Consider the following 23,233-nt stretch of genomic DNA (forward strand, 5'->3'; position numbering starts at 1 on the left):
CCGCTAGGAGACCGTTTAAGGCGTCCGAAGGCGGCGGGGGTACCGATTGTCGGGGCGAACCCTAAACGTCGCTCTACGGGGCCGCTACGGGCCTCTAAACACATGTTCAGACCTTCGTAGGGTCCGCTGTGCGGACCGCTCATTGGATTCTCCGTGGCGGATCGGCTGAACACTCCAAACCGGCAACCACGGTCCCCACAGCGGACCCTACCAAGCCCCGGTGGCTTCGCTGAGCTCGACCCACTCGGCTTCGAGCGTCTCGACCTCGGCGGCGATCTCCGCCAGTTTCGTCTGCCGCTCCGTCAGCTCGGCCGGGTCGTAGGTCGTCGCCATCTCGGCGGTGAGCAGTTTCTTCTCGTCGTCGAGCTTGGCGATCTTGCGCTCGACCGCCTTGAGCCGCTTCTGGGCCTCACGGTCGGCCTTACCGTCGCGCTTTGCTGCGTCGGCGCCGTCAGTCTTCGAACCGCCCCCACCCGGCGTCGCGCGGAGGCCGGCGTCGATCTCCTTGGTGATCCGGTAGACGTAGTCGTCGTAGCTTGAGGGGTAGCTCGTGACCCGGCCGCCGCCGACCTCGATGACGGCCGTCGCCACCTCGTGCATAAAATGCCGGTCGTGGCTCGTGAAGATCACGGTCCCTTGGTACTTCTTTAGCGCCCTTGCCAAGGCCTCGACGGTTTCGACATCGAGGTGGTTACCCGGTTCGTCGAGCACCAAGACGTTGTGTTGCTCCAAAAGGAGCCCGGCGAGCACCAGCCTCGCGCGCTCGCCACCGGAGAGCACCTTGATCTTCTTCTCCGCCAAATCGCCGGAGAACAGAAAGCTGCCCGCCACATCCTTGAGCTGCTGGTGCGTGGTCCCCTTCGCGGCTTGATGGTCGAGGTAGTCGAGCACCGACTCCTCGGCGTTGAGCGTCGTGTAGACATGCTGCGCGTAGACGCCCAGCTGGCAGCCGAAGCCCCATTTGAGCGTCCCGTCCTTGGGGGGCAGCGATTCGCAGATCGTCCGCAGGAACGTCGTCTTGCCCTGGCCGTTGTCGCCCACCACGCCGACGCGGCTGCCGTGCTCGATCTCGATGTGGATGTCGTCGGCGACGACGCGGTCCTCGTAGCCGATCGCCAGCCCTTCGGTCCGCACCGCCGGCCCCTTGCGCGGCTCGACCGCGGGGAACGAGAAGTGGACCTTCGCCTCGTCGCCGGCGACCTCCACTAGCTCCAGCCGTTCGAGCTGCTTGGCCTTGCTGCGGGCCTGGCTGGCCGTGTTGGCGTTCGCGCGGTTGCTGGCGATGAACTGCTCGAGCTGCTTCCGCTTGGCCAACGTGGCGGCGTTGAGCCGTTTGTCGTGCTCGCGGCGGTCGTCGAGGTTCGCCATGTAGGCGTCGACGTCGCCCGGGAACATCGTCAGCGAGCCCCGCGACAGCTCCAACGTGTGCGTGCAGGTCCGCTTGAGGAACGACCGGTCGTGCGAGACCACGAGGACGCCCGCCTTGAAGTCCCGCAAGAAGTGTTCGAGGAGGATCTGCGTCCGTAGGTCGAGGAAGTTCGTCGGCTCGTCGAGCACCAAGAGGTTTGGGTCGTGCAGCAGCAGCGCGGCGAGCTTCACCCGCGTCTGCCAGCCGCCGGACAGCTCCTTAACCGGGCGATTGAGCATGTCGTCCCCGAGGGCGAACTGCCACGCCACCTGTCCGCAACGCCAGTCGGGCTGCTCGCTGTCGCGTTGGAGGAACTCGATGCCCGTCTCCCCCGGCAGGAACGGGTCGTGCTGCCGCAGGTAGCCGAGGCGGAGCTTCTTGCTGCGGACCACCTCGCCGGCGTCGAGGTCCTCTTCGCCCAGCAAAATGCGGCAGAGCGTGCTCTTGCCGGCGCCGTTGCGGCCGATCAGGCCGACCTTCTGGTCGTCGGTCAGCGCGCAGCTGGCGTCGTCCAGCAGCATCTGGTGGCCGTAACGCTTGTGGGCGGCTTGCAGCGAGAGAACGACAGGCACGGCGGGAGGGGCGAGGGGTTGGGGGCCAGGGGCGAGGGAAGACAAGTTTCGACTGTCTGAACGTCGTGATCAACGGTCCAAGGCGAGGCGCGCGACGCAAGTCGTCGGAGTTGGCTTCGTAATGCAGATCACCACCCATTCGCGCAGGCACTCCGACGACTTGCGTCGTCGGCTCGCCGGGGCTTGCTGGTCGAGTACGCTACGGGCGTTCCAACCATTTCTTCACGAGGCGCCGATGCATCGCGTGCTCTTCGCTTTCCTGCTGCTGCTCTCGCCGCTCGCGGTTGCGGACCAGCCCGTTTTGCTTGGCGTTGACGTTCTGCAGCGCGACGGCTTCGTCCCCCTCGTCGGCAAGCGCGTCGGGCTGATCACCAACCACACCGGCCTCGATTCGGCGGGCCGCACGACGATCGACGTGCTCAACGAGGCCGACGGCGTCGAGTTGGTGCGGATGTTCGGCCCCGAGCACGGCATCCGTGGCGAGCTCGATCAGTCGCAGATCGACGACGGCTTGGACGGCCCCACCGGCATTCCGGTCGTCAGCCTCTACGGTCCGCGCCGTAAGCCCGACCCCAAGCACCTGGAAGGGATCGACGCGATGGTGTTCGACATCCAGGACATCGGCTGCCGGTTCTACACCTACCCCGCAACGATGAAGCTGGCGATGCGCGCGGCGGCCGACGCGGGGATCGCGTTCGTCGTGCTCGACCGCCCGAACCCGATCGACGGCGTCACGCTCGAAGGCCCGATGCTGGACGCGGGCGAAGAGTCCTTCGTCGGCTTCCACACCGTGCCGCTCCGTCACGGCCTGACGATCGGCGAGTTGGCCAAGCTCTTCAAGCGAGAGGGCGACGAGCAGGGGCCGATCGAGGTCGAGCTCGTCATCGTGCCGTGCGAGGGCTGGCGGCGCAGCATGACGTGGGACCAGACGGGCCTCGTGTGGACCGACCCGTCGCCCAACATGCGGAGGCTCTCGCAGGCGCTGCTCTACCCAGGCCTCGGCATCATGGAGACGACGAACGTCTCCGTTGGTCGCGGCACGGACACACCTTTCGAGGTCTTCGGCGCGCCGTGGGTGAAGCCGGTGGAACTCGCCGCCGCCTTGAACGAAGCCAACACGCCCGGCGTGCGTTTCGTGCCGCGCTATTTCACGCCCGAGTCGAGCAAGTTCGCCGGCGAGCGCTGCGGCGGCGTCGACGTGATCCTCACCGACGCCGCGAAGCTGGGCGCCACCGATGTCGGCATGGCGATCGCCGCGACGCTCCGCAAGCTCTACCCCGACGACTGGGACACCAAGAGCTACAACCGCCTGTTGATCAACAAGCAAGTCCACGACGCGGTGAACGCCGGCGCGTCGGTCGAAGAACTCCAAGCCCTCGCCCGCGAAGGCGTCGAAGCCTACCGCCAGCGCCGCGAAGCGGTGTTGATGTACAAGTAGGGTCCGCTGTGCGGACCGTGGTTGGCGGCTGGCATCACCATCCGAGGCATGCGTACTCGTAACGCCGCGCGCGGCTAGCGCCACGATCAACGCCGCCAACTCATCAGCCGCGGGGCCTTAGCCCCCGGTTCGTGCAATCACCGTCGTTAACAATAATGTACGGTTACGCCACTCGTGCGGTCCGCACAGCGGACCCTACGAATAGCGCCAGCACCATCAGGACGCCAGTCGGTTCCGGCACGCTCGTGCTCTGGGGAATCGATTCGCCGTAATTCGCCGCCCAGACGTCGTAACCCGCCGGCGAGTTGTCGGGCGAATTGCCGTCGCGCCACACGGTGTAGTCGGCGGCGTCGATGCGGCCGTCGCCGTTGTAGTCGCCGGCGAGGCCCGGCGCCGCGATCACTTCGCCGAGAAGCGTCAACGACAGGGTCGATAGTTGTGCGCCGACGAGGTCCTCGTCAGACAGATGGATCGTGAACGTGTTGGCGAACTCGCCGAGGCTCGACGTGTCGAAGATCGCGTCGAAGACGACGCCAGCGCCCTGCTCGACGCCGAAGGTCGGCGACAGATCGAGCGACATGCCGCCATCGCCAACGATCGCAACACTGTCGATGTCGAGGTCCGCGGCGAACGCCGGCGCGCCGGTCCCATCGAAGTTGAAGATCGACAACTCTTCGGCGAGCGTGCCGCTGCCGATCGTCACTTGGCCGAAATCGATCGTCAGCGACGTCGTCAGCACGTCGTCCGTGAACGATGCGACGGCGTGGTTCACCACGTCGAACGCCAGGTTCACGACATCGTTGCCGTCGTTCGCGCCGCGGCCCGCGCCGCCGGCGGTGGTGACGTCGAGGTTATCGACGATGACCGAGCCCGTGTACGAGCCCGCCGCCGCGGTCGAAGCGTTGAGGCCGACGTCGAAGCTGTCGAAGGCCCCCGCTAAGGAACCCATCGGCACAGGCTTCGAGTACTCACCCGCATTGGTGAAGGCGGCGCCGGTTGCCGTGACTTGGAAGTACGTGCCGTCCACGCCATTCTTGTCGAGCCCGACCGACACTTGGCTCGGCGCCGCGCCGCCGACGAAGACGCGTCCCAGATCAATGTCGCGCGTCGAAGAACCGTCCGCCGACGCCGTCGCCCCCGCAATCGATAACTGCGTGTCGTTCTGCTGATCGACGAAGACGCTCCAGGCGTACTCGGGGTGGTCGATGAAAGGGTTGCGGTTGTACTGGTAACTGTCGAAGATGATGTCGTTACGGCGGCGTTCGAAGTCGTCCGGCGCCGCGCGGTAGTGCCAGTCGAGCAGGCTCGCCAAGTCGCCGATGGTGCTGCCCCCGCCTGAGCCGTTGACGAGTTCGAGGTTGCCCGTCCCGCTGTCCGACCCGTCGTAGCGGACCGCCATGTAGAACATGCCGCGGGCGATCATCCCCGCGTCGGCGTCGCCGGGGTACCAGTAGCCGCCGCCCGCGTCGCCGTAAGGCTGGCCATAAGAACCGCCGAAGGGCTTGTTGCCGCGGGCGTTGTTGACGCTGTTGGTCGACGGACGCAGGTGGTGCATGTCGCTGGTATCGGGCCCTCCCGATCCCACGCCCAGGCTCTGCGGCCAAGTGTGCTCACGGTTCCAGCTGTTGCCGCTGTCCCAGCCCGGGATGCTCCCGGAGTTGATCGAAGACAGGTCGAGCGAGACGCGGTCGTACACCAGCAGGATGTGCCCCGGGTTGTCCGGGTCGGCGTCGGTCACCTGCAGCAGCGTACGCAGGTCGCCATACGACCGCGACGTATGCCCATCGATGATGTTGTGGAGCTGCGACTTGAGCGTCGCCCCCGTGCCGGTCGCCGAGTTGTAGTAGCTGGCCGGGGCGTCCCAGGGCCCGGCCGTGGCGATCGCCGCCCACCAGACGAAGACGTGCGCAAAAGCGAGGCGGCGGGCAGCTACAGTAGACATACGCAGGCGGGGCAATCGGGGCGGGACGGCAAACTACCCATTGTCGCCAGCCGGCGACCGGTTGCAACGATTCCGCATGACAAATGCGTAAGACGAAAGAAAGTTTTTGGGAGATCGCGGTGCGCACTATCGTTCTCGCTCTGTTGCTGACCCTTGGCCTCGCCTCGACCACTCTCGCTGGCAAGCCCGGTGAAGAGCTCCCCCGCAGCGGCGACGAGATCGTCGTCTGCGGCAAGCTCTTCCATACCGGCGCCCCGGTCGTCACCTGGCTCGACCCGGGCGGCTACGACGCCTACCGCGTCGAACGCCGCTTTGCGCCGATCGAAGAGTCCGACTGGCGCACCAGCGAAGAAGAGGCCAAGCTCGACACGCCCAACCGCTACGGCCTCCGCAAGGAGACGCTCACTCCCGAGCAGATCGAGAAGCTGCGTGGCGGCGGCTGGTCGCTCGAAGAATTGCAGGACGTCGTCGATCAATTCGTCATGCACTACGACGTCTGCGGCGTCAGTCGGCAGTGCTTCAAGATCCTCCACGACCACCGCTGCCTGAGCGTTCACTTCATGGTCGATGTGGACGGCACCATCTACCAGACGCTCGACCTCAAGGAACGCGCCTGGCACGCCACCACCAGCAACGGCCGCTCGATCGGCGTCGAGATCGCCCAGATCGGCGCCTACTCCGCCAAGAGCAAGAGCACGCTCGAGCAGTGGTACGACAAGGACGAGAACGACCTCGTGCGTCTCACCTTCCCCAGCTGGTTGGTGACCGACCTCCGCAACCCCGACTTCGTCGGCCACCCCGCCCGGCCGGAGATCATCGTCGGCGAGATCCAAGACACGATGCTCTACCAGTACGACTTCACGCCCGAGCAATACGACTCGCTAACGAAGCTCACCGCGACGTTGTGCCAGGTCTTCCCGAAGATCAAGTGCGAGTACCCGGCCGACGAAGCCGGCGAGGTGATCCCGCGCGTCCTCCCCGAAGCCCAACTCCGCGACTTCCAAGGCGTGATGGGCCACTACCACATCCAAAAGAACAAGACCGACCCCGGCCCGGCGTTCGATTGGAAGCGCGTGGTGGGCGGCGCGAAAGAGATCATCGAGAACAGCGGCGGCTGATCCACGACAGCGATTGATTACCCTCGACGGCCAAGCCGGCGCCCGTATCCCCCTCCTTTTTAGGGAGGGGCTAGGGGAGGGTAAAACGCGTCCAGCGGAGTGGGGATTGGGTATCCGTTACGCTGGACCTTTCGACCTCCAACACGACATCGCTACGGACAAACAAAACCCTCCCCTAACCCCTCCCTAAAGAGGGAGGGGAATAAATAAGCGGACGCTTCGCGTCATCTGCCCCTGCGGGTTGCGAATCCCCCCACGTCCGGCGAGACTTTGCCCTTTCGGCAAGACCTCCCAACTCGCCCGCGAATCGTGACCCCAGACGCCGCCGCCACGCCGATCGCCTCGCCCCCCGGCAAGCCCCTGGTTGGTGTCGTCATGGGCTCCGACAGCGACTGGCCCACCATGCGGCTCGCGGCCGAGGCGCTCGCCTCGATGGGCGTGCCGTTCGAGGCCCGGGTCGTCTCGGCCCACCGCACGCCCGAGGAGATGGTCGCCTACGCCAAGGAGGCCGAGGGCCGTGGCCTCAAGGTGATCATCGCCGGCGCCGGCGGGGCGGCCCACCTGCCGGGCATGATCGCGGCGCTGACGGTGCTGCCGGTGCTCGGCGTGCCGGTCCAATCGAAGGCCCTCAGCGGGCTCGACTCGCTCTTGTCGATCGTGCAGATGCCCGGCGGCGTCCCCGTCGGCACGCTGGCGATTGGGAATGCGGGCGCGAAGAACGCCGGCTTGCTCGCCGTGCGCATCCTCGGCGCCACGCGGCCCGAGCTGCGTAAGAAACTGCACGCCTACCGCGACGGCGAGGCCGAGCGTGTCCGCGCTCAGGAGCTAACGTGAGCCCGGCGCCATCGACCCCCGCCCGCTCGATCGAGGCGCTTAAGCCTGGCCAGGCGCTGCAACCGGGATCGACCCTGGGCGTCTTCGGCGGCGGGCAGCTCGGTCGCATGTTCACGCACGCCGCCCAGCGGATGGGCTACCGCGTTCACGTCTTTACGCCGCACCGCGGCTCGCCCGCCGGCCTCGTCGCCGAGCACGAACACGTCGGCTTGCTCTCGGACCTGCGGAGCGTCGCCAGCTTCGCGCTGTCGGTCGATGCGGCGACGCTCGAGTTCGAAAACGTCCCCACCGAGTCGATCGCCGTCGCCGAACTTCACACGCCCGTCCGCCCCGGCAGCCATGTCCTCCACACGACGCAGCATCGCGTCCGTGAGAAGACGTTCTTGCAAGAGGCCGGCGTCCCCGTCGGGCCGTTCGCCGCGGTGAACTCTTTCGAAGAATTGAAGTCCGCCGCCCACACGGTCGGACTCCCCGCCGTGCTGAAGACGGCGCAGATGGGTTACGACGGCAAAGGCCAACGCGTCATCAAGGACGCGTCACAACTCGAAGCGACCTGGAACGCGATCGGCCCCGGCGAGTGCATCCTCGAAGCGTTCATCGATTTCACGCGCGAAGTGTCGGTGCTCGTCGCGCGCGGCCTCGACGGCGAGACGGTCCTCTACGGCCCGATCGAGAACGAGCACGCCGACCACATCCTCGACGTGTCGGTGTTGCCCGCCCCCGGCACGACGCCGGCGATCGCCCATGAAGCCGCACGGATCGCAACGCGCGTCGCCGAAGGGCTCGACGCGGTCGGCCTGTTGTGCGTCGAGATGTTCCAGACGTGGAACGGCGCGCTGCTGGTGAACGAGATCGCCCCGCGGCCGCACAACTCGGGCCACCTCACGATCGAGGGCTGCCGCACGAGCCAGTTCGAACAACAAGTCCGCACCGTCGCCGGCCTCCCGCTTGGCTCGCCCGAATCGCTCCGCCCCGCCGCGATGGCGAACCTCCTCGGCGACCTCTGGTACACGACCGACGGCGCCCCGCGCGAACCGAACTGGTCCGCCGCATTAGCCGAAGGCGCGAGCCTCCACCTCTACGGCAAAGAATCCCCCAGAGCCGGCCGCAAGATGGGCCACCTCACGATCCTCGGCGACACGCCGGAGGCGGTGCGGGACGCGGCAAGAGCGGCGCGCGAGCGGCTACGGAGCTAGTCTCGACTTACGACAATTCAAACTCTGTACCACTGGTTCCACCAGTGCTTTCAGATGGACTTTGTTCCCATAGATTTTCGCTTTGTCGCGTACTGGCTTGGTGAGACACTTATTCTATTGCTTGCGATAGCTTTGGTGAGGAGCTGCGCTGCGTTGTTGATTTCCAATAAGATTGGTAGTTCGAAAAAGTTTTTTGCAGCTGTGTTGCTTGTGGTTTTTTGTTCTATCTCCATTGCCGTAGGCGTGGATATTGCATTTTGGGTTGCGAGGATACTTGAATCGGATCATTGAGGCTGGTCATAGACGACTGGGCCGCAATCCACCGCGATTAGTGTTACGCTCGACCCCGATTCAGGCAGGCAAGGCCTGCCCTACGAAGGAAAGCCCTGTAGGGGCGCTGGACGATAGCCCAGGGCAACGCCCTGGGTAACCGGCCAACCATCAAGAGGGAGAGCCCTGTAGGGGGCGACGGAATCGCCACCATTCCGTCGCCCCTACAGGGCTCAAGGGTTAAGCCCCACCCACCGCACCCAGAGCCGTTATCCGCTTCATGGTGGGTCACGACCCACCCTACGTACTGGTAGAATATTGCGATCTTTAATTCACGCCACTAGGTCCACCGCGACGGAATGGACAGCAAGTCAACAACTCATTTACCTTGCGACGATAGCTAGACAATCTTTGTAAAAGTAGTGCATAATCCCTTACACCTTCGCATACGCTTAACTGGAACCGATGAGAGTCATTCTACTATCGCACATGACACGATGCTAGCCACTCGACTGCAATGATACTCTCGCATAGCAAGCGTTTTCTTTTTTTTTGCAACCCAAAGACAGGCACTAGCAGCCTCGAGTCGGTACTCAGTCACTACGATGAGAGCTGCGGTGAAGACCTTGCCTCACCGGGGCTTTTCCCCCACCGTCACGCGCCCCCTGAGATTGTCCGAGCGTTACTACCGGCGGGTCACTGGGATAGCTACTTCAAATTTGTCTTTGTCCGCGATCCGATAGATTGGGTTGTTTCACAGTTCCGTTGGAATTTCCCTCCCCCGCTCACATACGTTAAGAAACTCTATTGGTGCCCCAGTCGCGTGTTCGAGACCGTCCGCGAGTACGGGACATTTCGCCAACAAATCCACCAACGCATTCTTGAAGCTGCAGACATACACTTTCTACACGATTTTCTCCGAAGGTTCCGGGGAATACCTACTTACCCAACACTCTACCAATCGACATATGCATTCGATATAAATGGCAATAAAATTGTTGACTTCATAGGTCGGTTTGAGCGGATGGCTGAAGATACTACGTCTGTATACGATCGCCTCGATATTACTTCGAAAACCCCGCACCTCAATCGCAGCTTCCGGAAGCCTGCACTCGCAAGTCTAACTGATGCGGCGATCGACGCCGTGCATCAACTCTGGGCGAAAGACTATGAGTTGCTCGGATATGAGCGGCGAACAATTGCAGAACTGCGTGCGAATGAGCGGCGTTAAATAGTCCATCCGGCCAGGGCTTGGGGCGAATACTTCGAATGACCGGGGTCGAAGCGTACCCAAGCCCCCCGATGAACCGCTATCGATGAGTCTCCTCCACCGCCGTGGGGATCTTCGCCCCCCGCCACGCTTCCAACGACGACCCCGGTCCCCTTCTCACTGTGGCCGTATCGGCAATCAAGGCGGAACACCGTGGGGCTGATGACCGGCGCCTTGTCGCTGCTGGTTTTAATGGCGCCCCACGCTCGTCCGAAAAGGAGCTGACTGGGTGCTGTCCCGTGGGGTATACCGGGCCCGTGCACGGCAACCGAGTTCCGCATCCAGGCGTCACCGGGAAGCAATCCAATGGCCTGTAGGGCAGTTCTGCCTGGCGAGCCAAGTGGCGAAGCACGGCGGGTGGCAGGGGTCGAAGGTGATAGCCGTAGCCCCCGTGCTTAGCGAGACGATGTTGCACCCGGATTCTCGTGAAGCAGAGCTTCCTTCCACCTCGCTGGGGGCTCCGCTACGCTGCGACCCCAGCATCCTGTTTCAACCCCGGCTGCCCGCGCAGCCGCTGCAGCAAAGAGTCCGCATCTCTAAAAGAGAGCTCCCTGGGCGCTGGGCCGCCGCATTGGCTCCGCGGAAGCCAGTTCCGACCGTTGAGCCGTCGGGGCGATATTTTGCGGTTTCAAAGCCGCCGTCTCCGAAGAAGTTTCGCAAAGTGGTCGAGTTGGCACGTTAATCGCTTCGGCCTACTGATCCCACCGAGTGCCCTAACGCTCACCACGGCTTGAGTGCGTTCATCGAACACCCCTACAGGACCCTACGACAATGACCGCCAAAGCCGCCCAGGCGACCCGCTCGCGACAGATTGAACTCGCTTCGCGCCCCGAGGGCGTTCCGAAGAAGAGCAACTTCAAGACCACCACGACTGAGCTCTCGCCGATCGCCGACGGTGAGTTCTTGGTTAAGAACGAGTGGATGTCGGTGGACCCCTACATGCGCGGCCGCATGAAAGCGGGGGAGAGCTATGTCCCGCCCTTTGAAATCGGCAAACCGCTCGAAGGGGGCTGCCTTGGCAAGGTCGTCGAGTCGCGGCATCCCGATTTTGCGGAGGGGGACACCGTTCTGGGCAACCTCGGTTGGCGCGAGTATTGGAAGTCGCGCGGCGAGGGCGTGACGAAAGTGGACCCCGATCTCGCTCCCGTCCAGGCGTACCTCGGCGTGCTCGGGATGACGGGACTGACCGCGTGGGTGGGGCTCAACAAGATCGCCCGCCTGCAAGAGGGCAACACTGTCTTCGTCTCGGCCGCGTCGGGCGCCGTGGGCTCGGTGGTCTGCCAACTCGCCAAAGCGAAGGGGTGCCGGGTGATCGGCAGCGCGGGCAGCCCGGCCAAGCTCGAGTGGCTGAAGGAGGCGGCCGGCGTCGATGCGGTGATCAACTACAAAGAGACCGACGACCTCGTCGGCGAGCTCAAGCGACACGCCCCCGACGGCATCGATGTCTACTTCGACAACGTTGGCGGCGACCACCTCGAAGCGGCGCTGGAGGTGATGAACCGTTACGGCTGTTGCGTCGAATGCGGCATGATCTCGACCTACAACGCCACCGAGCCCCCCGCGGCCCCACGCAATCTGTTCCAGATCATCGGCAAGCGAATCCGCCTGGAGGGGTTCATCGTCCGCGACCACACCGACTGCCAAGACGAATTCATCGCCGAGATGGCTTCGCTGATCGCCGCCGGAAAGGTCGTCTGGGAAGAAAGCGTCGCCGAAGGCCTGGAGCAGGCGCCCGACGCCTTTATCGGCCTGTTCGAGGGCGAGAACATGGGGAAGCAGCTGGTGCGGCTCGACGTCGAGTAGCCAGGGGCGAAGCGCCCGGCGGGATGGCTAGTCTTGGTGACGGGCTTGATCGCCCGAAAAAAGTTTGACGGGACCCTGTCCCGTGGGGTACACCGGGGACCGTGCACGGCAACTGAGTTTCGCACCCAGGCGTCACCGGAAAGCATTTCTATGGCTTGTAGCGCAGTTCTGTCCCGGCGAGCTGTTCTGTCCCGGCGAGCCAGGTGGCGATGCGGGCTCACCCTCGCCGCGCTGCTCGCGGGTTTCAGCGCCCAGGTAGCCCTTGCGTCGATTGAAGTCGTCGGCCAGGACGCCAGCGTGATGTCGGGCTTGCCCACCGCCAACTTCAACTCCGACATCCTCTTCGTCGGCAACAACTTCGCGGGGACTGGCTTAGCACGGACCTATCTGAAGTTTGACCTCCCCGCGTATCTGCCCGGAACGCAAATCGCTTCGGCGACCCTATCGGGGACGTACCGGGGGGACTTCAACGCGCAAGATGGTTTCTTCGATTGGCACGTCGCGGTCTCGGATGCGTGGACCGAGGGTTCGATCAATTGGAACAACCAGCCAGGATTCACGGGGAGCCCGATCGCGTCGTGGGATGCAAGTCTCGCAATCGTCAATCAAATCTACAGCTGGGATATTACCTCCGCGGTCAACGACGCCTACCTAGGCGATGGGACGCTCAGCTTGGTGTTCAAGGGCGTCAACGAAGGTCCCAGCCAGGACCGGGAGTTCTGGTGGGCGAAGGAAAACACGGCGGGCCAAGCGCCGTTTCAGATCGAGTTCGAGATCGAATCGATTGACGTGATCCCCGAACCGGGCCAACTCGTGGTCTGGTCGGTGTTGACGTCGCTTTGCGGAGCGATGGGCGGTTGCTGGCGGCGATGCGGCGTCTGAGGCGCGGACTTGGGCGGTTCCCACGTTAGCGGCGTGTGGCCAGGGTCATCGCGTAGCGAAGCCCGCGGTGAAGTCCGTTCTTGGCGTCGAATCCGCTCCTCCGAGGGCGGCGGCCGACGCCTTCGACCCCGAGGAAGCCCTCCATCGAGGCTCTCCGGGCGAGATGGCCCTCATGGGCCCAGGAGGGGCTCTAGGAGGCCATCTGGCGGTGGTTTAGGGGGCCAGACGACTGATTTGTCGGGGTTGAGCGCGGACGCACAAGAGGGCCCTCTATGGGGCTCTACGAGGGTGGTCCCTTTCTCCGTGTTTCGGGCGGCTTTTCGCTTGCTATTGGCCACCCGCGATTTCCGGCTTCGCGCTGTGCTTGTTCCGTCCTAAGCCTGGTCGCGATACTGGCGGCTTCGCTTGAACGCCTCCCGGGACGCCACCATGCAGCGACGCTTTGGCCGAGTACTCACCTTCCTCCGCGCGACATTGATCGGCGGGGTGTTGTTTCTGTTGCCACTCGCGGCGATGGGGTGGTTGCTTGCCCAAGCGGGGGCGATCGTGTGGGGCGTCGTCGCCGCGGTGACGGGGAATCCGGCGATCCTCGAGTGGATTCCCTTTCACACACCCGCCGGCTACGCGCTGCTGGTGACGCTCACTGTCGCTGCGCTCATCGGCGTCTGCTTCCTTTGCGGGATCCTCGCCGAGAAGTCGCTGGGCCAGTGGTTCCATCAGCGCGCCGAGCGTTACCTGTCGATGCTCTTCCCGCGCTACGCCGTCTTCAAGGACCAGCTCACTGGGAACCTCGGCACGGGATCGCTGCGGCCGGTGCTCGCGCGCATCGGGCCGTGGACACGGATCGGCGTCGAGGTCGAGCGCGACCCGACGGTGGGCGTCACCGTCTACCTGCCGAGCAGCCCCGACCCGTGGACCGGCACGGTGGCGATTGTGCCGCCGGAGGACGTGACGCCGATCACCGGTGAGTTCGGCGAAGTGATGGCGACGTTTGAGCGCCTGGGCCGCGGCACGAGCCTCTTCGCCGCGACGGCGACCCATCAATAGATTAACCACAGAGCCACCGAGGACACGGAGTGACGCACAGAGGAACCGCCTCTGTTTTCTTCCTCCGTGCTCTCTATGCCTCTGTGGTTAATTTTCTTGTCGTTGTAGCAAACTTTGTCGGAGGGGTCTCCAGACCCCGATTACGGCGCCCATGCCGTTTCGCGATGGTGCGCGTAATCGGCGCCAGGAGACGACTCCCACAAGTTTGTTAAGCCAATAAAAAAGCACGGGCCGGATTTCCCGAAGGAGACCCGGCCCGTGTCGTTAGTTAATCAGCGAGCTTCCGAACTCTGGCGAGCTCAGTTACAGCCGCAGTCCGCGACCGGGGCGCCGCAGCCGCAGTCAGCTGCCGGAGCGCTGCACGGGACTTCGACTTCCTGGGCGACCATCTTGCAGACGGTGACCTCAACTTCCTTGGTAACCGTGTGAGGGACCTGAACCGTGTAGGTCGAGGTCTTCTCTTGCGGCTCGCACTCGGTGTAGGTGACTTCCTTGGTCATCGTCTCGGGCACGCAGCGCGTGACCGTGACTTCCTTGGTGCGGGTCTCGGGGACGCACTTGGTCACGTTGACCATGCGGGTCTTGGTCTCGGGGACGCACTTGGTGACCGTATAGGTCTTGGTGCGCTCCTCGGGGACCATCTTGCAGACCTTGACGGTCTTGGTCTTGGTCTCGGGGACGCACGAGGTGACCGTGTAGGTGCGGGTGCGCTCTTCGGGAACCATCTTGCAGACCTTGACGGTCTTGGTCTTGGTCTCGGGGACGCACTTCATCACCGTGTAGGTGCGGGTGCGCTCCTCGGCGCGGCACTTGGTCACGGTGACCGTACGGGTGCGCTCCTCGGTGGTGCACTTGGTCACGTTGTACGTGTAAGGCACCTCTTCGGTGACCTGCTCGTAGGTCGTGCAAGGCACTTCCTTGGTCTCGGTCGTGGGGACCCAGACCTTACGGCAAACGGTCTTCGTGGCGCAGCCGCAGCCGCCGCAATCGCCGCCACAGGGCGACTCACAACCACAGCCCGAGTCGCAACCGCCGCAGGCCGAGCCACAGCCGTTCGACGAACCGCAGCCAACCTCAACCATCTGCGTCTCGTAGTGGCCGCCGCAGACCTGGACGGTCTTCATGGTGGTCACGGGGACGCACTTGGTGACGGTGCGAGTGGCTTCGACCGTCTCGGTGTGGGGGACCTGCACCGTGTAGGTCTGCGTGACCTCTTCGGTGTAAGGAACTTGAACCGTGTAGGTCGAGGTCTTCTCTTCGGGAACTTGGGTCATGACGGTGTACTCAACCGTCTTGTCCTCGTAAGAGGGGACCATGACCGTGTAGGTCTGGGTCTTCTCTTCGGTGACGGGGACCATGACGGTGTACTCGACCGTCTTCTCCTCGTAAGAGGGGACCATGACCGTGTAAGTCGAGGTCTTCTCTTCCGTGACGGGGGTCATCACCGTGTAGGTCTGCTCGACCTCTTCGGTGACAGGGACCATAACGGTGTACTCGACCGTCTTGGTCTCGGGGACCTGCTTCATGACGGTGTACTCAACCGTCTTGGTCTTGGTCACGGGGACCATGACGGTGTAGGTGCGGGTCCGCTCTTCGGCGGTGTACTCGGTCGCGTTGACCGTCCGCATCTCGGTGACCTGCTGCGGGACGTAGATGGTCTTGGTGACCATCGTCGGCGCCGCACAGGGCGCCGCCACTTCGCCGCAGCCGCCGCCACATCCATCGGCCGCTCCGCAGCCGTCGTCGCAACCACCGCCGCAGTCAGCGACCACAGCGCCGCAGCCCGACTCGCAAGCCGAACTGCTACCACACTTACGACAGGCCGAGGCCTGCGTGCCCAGAGCCAGCAGCATCGCTACCGACAGCAGGGCGACAAAAGATTGCCGCATCGAGGGTGTCCTCCCAGAAAAAAATAGTGGTCGATTCAAAGCCGTCGGGCCTGCGAACGAGTCTGCGCGTTCAGTGCAACTCGCTCGCCAGCAGGGGGTGCGAAGGGAATCGGGGCTGATTCTATCTTGCCTAGACTCACCGTCAAGAAATCCCTCCCCACTTAACCCATGCTGCCACAGCGGGTTCTTCAGGGCCCGATCTAAACGGAAAAACCGCCCTACGCAGCCCAGGAACGGCCAAACTTAGGTCACGCGATCGTCGGCGACCACGGTTTGGCGCACAAATTATGTAGAAACCGCCAAACTTAATCTTGCGGCTTCTTGTCGCAGTGCGGCCACGCGCAGGCGAAACGTGAAAGGGGGAGATGCGGCGTCGCGCAGCGTGAGAGAGCTGGCCCCCCCTCAACCAGAATGGCAGCCAAGCTGGCGAACGTGCCGCCAAGCGCCCAGCAATAAGCGTTGCGGAAGAAAAGAGTCTGAGCCGTGGGCGTTAGCCCACGGCTCAGACGTTATTTGGAGGCAATCGAGGGTTTCGACGAACCCTCTCGATCGGCCACTCTCGATCGGCCATCGACGCCGATCCTCAGTCAACGATATCGAGCAACTCGATGGTGAACACAAGCGTCTCGTTGGGGCCGATCGCGCCCGGCGCGCCACGCATGCCGTAGGCGATCTTCGCGGGCAGGGCGACCTCCCACTTCGAGCCGACCTTCATCATCTGTAGCGCTTCGGTCCAGCCGGCAATGACGCCGCCGACGGGGAACTCGGCCGGCGTGCCGCGCTTGTACGAGCTGTCGAAGACCTGGCCGTCGGTGAGCGTCCCCTCGTAGTGACAGCGGACGGTGTCCTCGGCCGTGGGGGTGGCGCCGTCGCCCTCGGTGATGACGCGGTACTGCAGACCCGACGCGGTCTCTTGCACGCCTTCCTTCGCGCGGTTCTCGGCGAGGAACTTCGTGCCGCGGGTCAGGTTCTCTTCGGCTTGCTGCGCCATTTCGGGGTTCACCTTCTTAAGCATCATGAGTTGAAAACGATCCATGACGGCGGCGATCTGCTCGTCCGTCAGTTGCGGCTGGGCGCCGCTGAGCCCGTCCTTCAGCCCCGCAACGACGGCGCCGAGATCGACCGGCGTCTCGTCCGCCGCCAGCCGGCTGCCGAAGTCGAGCCCCAGGCAGTAGCCCAGCTTCTCATTGAAGCGGGGGTCCTCGCCTTGTCCCGTCGCTGCCTCGCCCGCGGGGACGCCATCGGTCGCCGGCGCCGGGAGTTCGCCCACTTGCGCCAGCACCGAAGTCGCCGTGGCAAACGGGAAAACCGCAAAGACCAAAGCAGCGAGTGACAAACGCATGGACGCAGAGTTCCGGAGGGTTCGGAGGGTGACAGCCGATTCGGCGGCGGGCCTAACAGGATACCACACCCCGCAGAACCCACCCAGGAGGCGGTCCGTAGCAAATGATCGCCAGACTCGAGGAGCGGGGCTAGAATGGGGCTAATCCCCAACGAGACTCTTCATCCGCCTGCATTAGCCGCCCTATCCCCTTCGCACGTTTTTGCCTTTCCTCCAGCTCCGCATGGAATCGAGGCCTTCCTCACCGCCGCACCGGCTCCCTGTGGGGCCACGAACCGGCTTCACCCTGGTGGAGCTGCTGGTGGTGATCGCCATCATCGGCGTGCTCGTGGCGCTGCTGCTCCCGGCGGTGCAGTCGGCGCGCGAGGCGGCTCGGCGGACGCAGTGTGTGAACAATCAGAAGCAGCTGATGCTGGCGGTTCACAACTACGAATCGTCGGTGGGCAAGCTTCCGCCGTCGGGACTGCTGGAGGTGTTTTCCAAAACCTATGCAAAGGAACCCTACGAAGCGGTGGACCAACGTTTTGGCCAGCAACTGAGCTGGAGCGTCATGATCCTCCCGTACCTCGAAGAAGGATCACTGGCCGATCAGTTCGACATGAGCAAGTCGGCGTTCGAGCAGCCGAACGAACCCCAAGAGATAACGCCCCCGGCCCTGTTGTGCCCTTCGGACGACGCCCGCTCGCGCTTTTTCTCCGACGCCGAGCTGACTCAGGGGAAGACGTTCGCCAAAGGCAACTACGCCGTTTACACCTCGACGATGCACACCGACTTGCAGCTGCTGTATCCCGCTTCATTCGTCGTCGGCGGTCTACCTCTGCGGCGTATCAGCGACGGTCTCACCGCGACGCTCGGCATCGCCGAGGTGCGATCGCACTTTGATACCAGCGACGAGCGCGGGGCGTGGGCGCTTGGCTGGAACGGCGCCTCGCTGCTGGCCCTCGACGCTCACCACGACAAAGCCAGCACGGGCTCCTTTACGTCTGAGTTCCTTATCAATGGTTCATTGCTTAACCGCATTCAGCTGCCGAACTATGTCGATCCCAATTCCTACAACAGCGATTCGAATCAACAGTTGATCGGCGACACGACTGTCCGCTGCCCGCCGCTCCGCAGCGAAGAGTGGATGATCCTCGTCCGGGACAAAATGCCTTGCCATCCGTGGCCAGGACTAACCGTACCCGTTACGAACGGACAGGTGGGCTTGGCTGGTTACCAATCCGCAGCCCCGCGAAGTCTTCACCCTGGTGGGGTCAACGGCGCCTATCTCGATGGCCGAGTCGAGTTCATCTCGGACGACGTCGATCCGGCCGCTCTAGCGGTCTCGATCGACATCCGTGACAACACGCTCGCCGAGGCGGTCAACGCCAGCACGAGCCGTTAAGCGGTCAGCAGCGACTCGCTCGGGCTCCCCGTCTCTCGGAAGGGCCCCGCCTATCCCGCCTGGACGCCCCCCCTTTGAAGGGCGATGATAGGGGGCTAGCCGCCACCGGCCCTCCGGGCGCTGACGCTTACGGCTCGCCGTCCACGATGTGGGGGGCAGTTGCTAGCTACGGGCGGCGCCGCCACCTGCCCCCCTCCTTCCGTCTCACCCGCCGCGCGCCGTGTCCTACAATCTCACGCACCTCAAGCAGCTCGAAGCGGAAAGCATCCACATCATCCGCGAGGTCGCCGCCGAGTTCGAGAACCCGGTGATGCTCTACTCGATCGGCAAGGACTCCGCTTGCATGGTCCGCCTCGCGGAGAAGGCGTTCTACCCGGGCAAGCCGCCATTCCCGCTGATGCACGTCGATACGACGTGGAAGTTCAAGGAGATGATCGAGTTCCGTGAGAACCTGATCCGTAAAGAACTCGGCTGGGACCTGATTGTCCACATCAACGAAGAAGGCGTGAAGCAGGGTATCGGCCCCTTCACGCACGGCAGTAAGGTCCACACCGACACCATGAAAACGGTGGCCCTCAAGCAGGCGCTCGACAAGCATCGCTTCGACGCGGCCTTCGGCGGCGCCCGGCGTGACGAAGAGAAGTCCCGCGCCAAGGAACGCGTCTACAGTTTCCGCGACAAGTTCCATCGCTGGGACCCCAAGAACCAACGCCCCGAGCTGTGGAACCTCTACAACGGCCGCGTCAACAAGGGCGAGTCGATCCGCGTCTTCCCGCTGTCGAACTGGACCGAACTCGACGTGTGGCAGTACATCCACCTCGAAAACATCCCGATCCCCGACCTCTACTTCGCCGCCAAACGCCCGGTCGTGATGAAGGACGGCGTCCTGATCAACGTCAACGACGACCGCATGCCGATCGAGGAAGGCGAAGTCATCGAAGAGCGGATGGTCCGCTTCCGCACGCTCGGCTGCTACCCGCTAACCGGCGCCGTCGAGAGCACCGCCACGACGCTCCCCGAGATCATCCAAGAAATGCTGCTCACCACGACGAGCGAGCGACAGGGACGCGTCATCGACCACGACCAAGCGGGCTCAATGGAAGAGAAGAAGAAAGAAGGCTACTTCTAAGCGAATGACGAAGCACGAATGACGAATGACGAACGCAAGCGGGGAACAGCGTCCATACGACCTGGAAGAACGAACCGCGACGTTCGGCGAAGCGGCTATCGACTTTGCAATGTCGCTCAAGCGGTCTCCAGTTGCCTCACCTCTGATCTCTCAGTTCGTTCGTTCAGCTACGAGTGTTGGCGCCAATTATTGCGAAGCGGACGATGCTGAATCGAAGAAAGACTTCAGGCACAAGATTGCAATTAGTCGCAAAGAAGCCCGTGAAACCAAGCATTGGCTGAGGATGATTGCGAGGGCGTGTCCTGAGTCGAAAGAGAATGCTCGCCATCTATGGCAAGAGACGAAAGAACTTCACCTGATCCTGTCAAAAATACTCCGCAACACGAAGCCCAACTGACCTGATTCTTGGCGGCCCGAGCATCGCTTGCGTTCGTCATTCGTCATTCGTCATTCGTCATTCGTGCTTCGTCATTTCTGTATGAGCCACCAAAGCGAACTAATCGCCACCGACATCGACGCCTACCTCAAGCAGCACGAGCACAAGGAGCTTCTGCGCTTCTTGACGTGCGGTTCGGTCGATGACGGCAAGAGCACCCTCATTGGGATGCTGCTCTACGAGTCGAAGATGATCTATGAGGATCAGCTCGCCGCGATCGAGCAGGCCTCCGTGACGCACGGCACCACCGGCGGAAAGTTCGACCCGGCGCTGCTCACCGACGGCCTCAAGGCCGAGCGTGAGCAGGGCATTACGATCGACGTGGCGTATCGCTACTTCTCGACGGCCAAGCGCAAGTTCATCATCGCGGACACGCCGGGGCACGAGCAGTACACCCGCAACATGGCGACCGGCGCCAGCACGTGCGACCTGGCGATCATCCTCGTCGACGCCCGGCCGGGGCACGGCGTGATTACGCAGACGCGGCGGCACTCGTTCATCGTGTCGCTCTTGGGGATCAAGCACGTGCTGATCGCCGTCAACAAGATGGACCTCGTCGATTGGTCCGAGGAACGCTTCGAAGAGATCAAGCGCGACTACCGCGAGTTCGCCACCCGGCTCGACATGCCGGACCAGCACTTCATCCCGATCAGCGCGCTCAACGGCGACAACCTGATCGAGCGCAGCCCGAACTCGCCGTGGTACGAGGGCTCGACCCTGATGCACCACCTCGAGAACGTCCACATCGCCAGCGACCGCAACCTGATCGACTTCCGCCTGCCGGTGCAGTACGTCAACCGCCCGAACCTCGACTTCCGCGGCTTCTGCGGAACGCTCGCGTCGGGCAAGGTCCGCGTCGGCGATGAGGTGATGGCGCTCCCCTCGAAGCGAAAGAGCCGCATCGAGCGGATTGTCACGTTCGACGGCGACCTCGAAGAAGCGTTCTGCCCGCAAGCGGTCACCGTCACGCTCGAGGACGAGATCGATGTCTCGCGCGGCGACATGCTCGTGCGGCCCGACAACCTACCGACGGTCGCCGACAAGTTCGACGCGACCGTGGTCTGGATGTCGGACGACGCCTTGCTCCCGGGTAAGCAGTACCTCATCAAGCAAGGGACCCAGACCACGCCGGGCCGTGTCAGCACGCTGCGTTACCGCATCGACGTCAACACGCTCCACCGCGAGCCGACGCCGACGCTCGGTCTCAACGAGATCGGCCGCTGCCGCTTCGAGCTCGAACGGCCGATCGCGATGGACGGCTACCGCGCCAACCGCGCGACCGGCGCATTCATCGTCATCGACCGGATGACGAACATCACGGTCGGCGCGGGCATGATCCTCGACCGCACCGCGGCGACCGACAAGCAAGAGGCGTGGGACACCGAAGCGGCCGAGGGCCTCGTCGCCGCGACGAGCGCCGTCACCGACGAGGAACGCACCGCGCGATACGGCCAGAAGCCGGCGACGGTGCTGCTCACCGGCCCGCCCGCCTCGGGCAAGTCGCCGATCGCCGCGGCGGTCGAGCGCCTGCTGTTCGAGCAGGGCCGCGCTGTCGTCGCGATCGACGGCCAGACGCTTCGTCGCGGCCTTTCGCGCGACCTGGGCTTCTCACTCGCCGACCGCAGCGAGAACGTCCGCCGCGTCGCCGAGGTCGCCAAGACGATCAACGACGCCGGCCTGATCACGATCGCCGCGCTAGTCGCCCCGCAAGAAGAGGTCCGCCAGAAGGCGGCCGAAGTCGTCGGCGCCGAGCGGTTCCTGGTAGTCCACGTCGACGCCCCCGAGTCGTGGCGCCGCGAGCACGACGACCAAGGCGTCTACGCCAAAGCCGACGCGGGCGAGATCCCGAACCTTGCCGGCGTGTCGCTCGACTACGAGCCGCCCACAAAGCCCGACCTGGTGGTGAAGCCCGCGGACAAGTCGATTGAGGAATGCGCCGCGGCGGTGGTGAAGATGCTGAGTGAACGGGGGATTATTTGAACTAGTAGGGTCCGCTGTGAGGACCGTTCGTTGGATTCAAACCTTTCGATCGCTTTTCAACGCAAGAAGACTGAGAGCCGGAACCCGTCAGCGCCCGGAGTGAAGCGGACGCTCGCTCTCCAAACGTGCACCCGCTTCAACTCCGGGCGCTGACGCGTTCCGGCTCCCTGACTACCTGTTCGCTTTCCTAAACGTGGGGCGACATGATGGCTTCAGCGCTCAAGCGTGCGGTCACCCTCGTCGAACTCCTCGTTGTGCTGGCGATCATCGGCGCGCTGCTCGCCTTGCTCTTCCCCGCGGTCCAGGGGGCTCGCCACCAGGCGCGACTGGGCGTCTGCAAGAACCACATCCGGCAGATCGACATCGCCGTTCGTAGTTGCTGGAGCGCTCAACAGAAGCCGCCGGACCCGCTCAGCGATTGGCCCGTGGCGATCTTGCACTGGATCGAAGAGCAGCCGCTCGCCGACCGGATGAAGTCGACGCCGCGCGATGTGTGGTCGCCCGAGGCGTGGCCCCTGCTACTGCGATGTCCCTTTCAACCGGAGGAAGCCGGCGACCAGCGTCACTACGCTTGGATCGTCACCTCACCCCCTAAGCCGGGCGACGACTGGCCTTTCCCGACCTTCCGTGACACCGAGCGAATCGATCCGGCAGCGCCGGCTCGACCGTGGTTCGACGGCGCGGTGTTGCTCGTGAACGAAGCTCGGCTCATCATCGATAACGGGCGTGGGCCGCATCCGGGTGGAACGGTTCACGAGGCGCGGAACGGCGGCGAAACCAGCATCGTGGCTCCTTAGCCCGCCCAACGCGATGACGCCATCAATTAACCACGGATGACACGGATTGCTCGGATCGAGGTGGCGCTGACTCATCCGTGATATCCGTGTCATCCGTGGTTCTCAATCGCAACTCCGGGCGCTGACGCGTTCCGGCTCCATTTCTAATCGGGGGTGTGCGTAGCGAGGGGCGTGCGGTCGCTCACGACCCGATTCGGCGGTGGCGTAGCTTCTCGCAGAACCACCACATCGTGTGGCCCCAGAGGATCCCGCCGAGCGGGAACAGCAGCAGCGAGGTCGCGAGCGTGAGCGGCACGTTGGCGTCGGCGCCCTCTTCGAGCACGCGGATCATGGTGAACAGGAGGCCCGTCGTTACGCCCCAGGCGAGCACGCCGTAGCGCAGCACGAAGCCCGCCCGACCCGCTTCGCGGATGTCTTCCCACTTCTTGTCGTCGCTCATGGTGGCTGCCTCGCGCAAGGAGCAGGCCGGTCGCCCCGGACGCCGTGTGCGTCGCTG

18 protein-coding genes are annotated in these 23,233 nt (G+C 63.8%); 13 read left to right on the forward strand and 5 right to left on the reverse strand.

Annotated features, from left to right (window positions below; all coding sequences use genetic code 11):
* Positions 1-207: 207 nt before the first annotated feature.
* Complete coding sequence (locus tag Spa11_RS22100) at positions 208-1,980, reverse strand: ABC-F family ATP-binding cassette domain-containing protein (RefSeq protein ID WP_145116759.1); 1,773 nt, start codon at positions 1,978-1,980, stop codon at positions 208-210.
* Between the two features lie 121 nt (positions 1,981-2,101).
* Between Spa11_RS22100 and Spa11_RS22105 the strand changes: the two genes are divergently transcribed.
* Positions 2,102-3,418 (forward strand): exo-beta-N-acetylmuramidase NamZ family protein, encoded by a 1,317-nt coding sequence (locus Spa11_RS22105; protein WP_231933079.1) that lies wholly within the window; start codon positions 2,102-2,104, stop codon positions 3,416-3,418.
* Positions 3,419-3,581: 163 nt separating this feature from the next.
* Here the strand turns inward: Spa11_RS22105 and Spa11_RS22110 are convergent, their stop codons facing one another.
* On the reverse strand, positions 3,582-5,360 hold the full coding sequence (locus Spa11_RS22110; protein WP_145116760.1) for an endonuclease I family protein: 1,779 nt from the start codon (positions 5,358-5,360) through the stop codon (positions 3,582-3,584).
* A 119-nt stretch (positions 5,361-5,479) separates the two neighbouring features.
* Here Spa11_RS22110 and Spa11_RS22115 point away from each other — a divergent pair, with 119 nt between their 5' ends.
* The 7 genes from Spa11_RS22115 (at position 5,480) to Spa11_RS22145 (ending at position 13,780) form a co-directional block, all read left to right on the forward strand.
* Entirely contained in the window at positions 5,480-6,478 is a 999-nt protein-coding gene (locus Spa11_RS22115) for an N-acetylmuramoyl-L-alanine amidase (RefSeq protein WP_197529590.1), read from the forward strand.
* Between the two features lie 375 nt (positions 6,479-6,853).
* Positions 6,854-7,312, forward strand: a complete 459-nt coding sequence (gene purE, locus Spa11_RS22120) for a 5-(carboxyamino)imidazole ribonucleotide mutase (protein ID WP_145117108.1) — start codon at positions 6,854-6,856, stop codon at positions 7,310-7,312.
* Positions 7,309-8,508 carry a 5-(carboxyamino)imidazole ribonucleotide synthase gene (locus Spa11_RS22125; RefSeq protein ID WP_231933080.1) on the forward strand — a complete coding sequence of 400 codons (1,200 nt, stop codon included), beginning with the start codon at positions 7,309-7,311 and terminating at the stop codon, positions 8,506-8,508. Before purE ends, Spa11_RS22125 begins: the two co-directional genes overlap by 4 nt.
* Before the next feature lie 787 nt (positions 8,509-9,295).
* The gene (locus tag Spa11_RS22130) at positions 9,296-10,009 is read left to right on the forward strand and encodes a sulfotransferase family 2 domain-containing protein (RefSeq protein ID WP_145116762.1); all 714 of its coding nucleotides are present in this window, start codon (positions 9,296-9,298) and stop codon (positions 10,007-10,009) included.
* Between the two features lie 810 nt (positions 10,010-10,819).
* Entirely contained in the window at positions 10,820-11,851 is a 1,032-nt protein-coding gene (locus Spa11_RS22135; protein ID WP_145116763.1) for an NADP-dependent oxidoreductase, read from the forward strand.
* A gap of 150 nt (positions 11,852-12,001) precedes the next feature.
* Entirely contained in the window at positions 12,002-12,733 is a 732-nt protein-coding gene (locus Spa11_RS22140; protein WP_145116764.1) for a DNRLRE domain-containing protein, read from the forward strand.
* Between the two features lie 429 nt (positions 12,734-13,162).
* Positions 13,163-13,780: a DUF502 domain-containing protein gene (locus Spa11_RS22145; RefSeq protein ID WP_145116765.1), complete on the forward strand. Its 618-nt coding sequence runs from the start codon at positions 13,163-13,165 to the stop codon at positions 13,778-13,780.
* Positions 13,781-14,079: 299 nt separating this feature from the next.
* Here the strand turns inward: Spa11_RS22145 and Spa11_RS22150 are convergent, their stop codons facing one another.
* Both Spa11_RS22150 and Spa11_RS23495 read right to left on the reverse strand, forming a co-directional pair.
* Positions 14,080-15,669, reverse strand: a complete 1,590-nt coding sequence (locus Spa11_RS22150) for a hypothetical protein (protein ID WP_145116766.1) — start codon at positions 15,667-15,669, stop codon at positions 14,080-14,082.
* 583 nt (positions 15,670-16,252) lie between these two features.
* Positions 16,253-17,011, reverse strand: a complete 759-nt coding sequence (locus Spa11_RS23495) for an FKBP-type peptidyl-prolyl cis-trans isomerase (RefSeq protein WP_145116767.1) — start codon at positions 17,009-17,011, stop codon at positions 16,253-16,255.
* 262 nt (positions 17,012-17,273) lie between these two features.
* On the opposite strand from Spa11_RS23495, the gene Spa11_RS22160 reads away from it, so the two are divergent.
* From Spa11_RS22160 to Spa11_RS22180, 5 genes are all read left to right on the forward strand, one after another.
* A complete protein-coding gene (locus Spa11_RS22160; RefSeq protein ID WP_145116768.1) occupies positions 17,274-18,395 on the forward strand; it encodes a DUF1559 family PulG-like putative transporter in 1,122 nt (373 codons plus the stop codon).
* 220 nt (positions 18,396-18,615) lie between these two features.
* A complete protein-coding gene (gene cysD / locus Spa11_RS22165; RefSeq protein WP_145116769.1) occupies positions 18,616-19,524 on the forward strand; it encodes a sulfate adenylyltransferase subunit CysD in 909 nt (302 codons plus the stop codon).
* 25 nt (positions 19,525-19,549) lie between these two features.
* Positions 19,550-19,921 (forward strand): four helix bundle protein, encoded by a 372-nt coding sequence (locus tag Spa11_RS22170; RefSeq protein ID WP_145116770.1) that lies wholly within the window; start codon positions 19,550-19,552, stop codon positions 19,919-19,921.
* Between the two features lie 81 nt (positions 19,922-20,002).
* Positions 20,003-21,940: a sulfate adenylyltransferase subunit CysN gene (gene cysN / locus Spa11_RS22175; protein ID WP_145116771.1), complete on the forward strand. Its 1,938-nt coding sequence runs from the start codon at positions 20,003-20,005 to the stop codon at positions 21,938-21,940.
* Between the two features lie 203 nt (positions 21,941-22,143).
* On the forward strand, positions 22,144-22,737 hold the full coding sequence (locus Spa11_RS22180; RefSeq protein ID WP_145116772.1) for a type II secretion system protein: 594 nt from the start codon (positions 22,144-22,146) through the stop codon (positions 22,735-22,737).
* 181 nt (positions 22,738-22,918) lie between these two features.
* Here Spa11_RS22180 and Spa11_RS22185 read toward each other — a convergent pair whose 3' ends face one another.
* Positions 22,919-23,176, reverse strand: coding sequence for a hypothetical protein (locus tag Spa11_RS22185; RefSeq protein ID WP_145116773.1), 258 nt, complete (start codon positions 23,174-23,176; stop codon positions 22,919-22,921).
* Positions 23,177-23,233 lie beyond the last annotated feature (57 nt).

It is taken from the genome of Botrimarina mediterranea, from assembly GCF_007753265.1.
In the GTDB taxonomy this organism is placed as follows: Bacteria; Planctomycetota; Planctomycetia; order Pirellulales; family Lacipirellulaceae; genus Botrimarina; species Botrimarina mediterranea.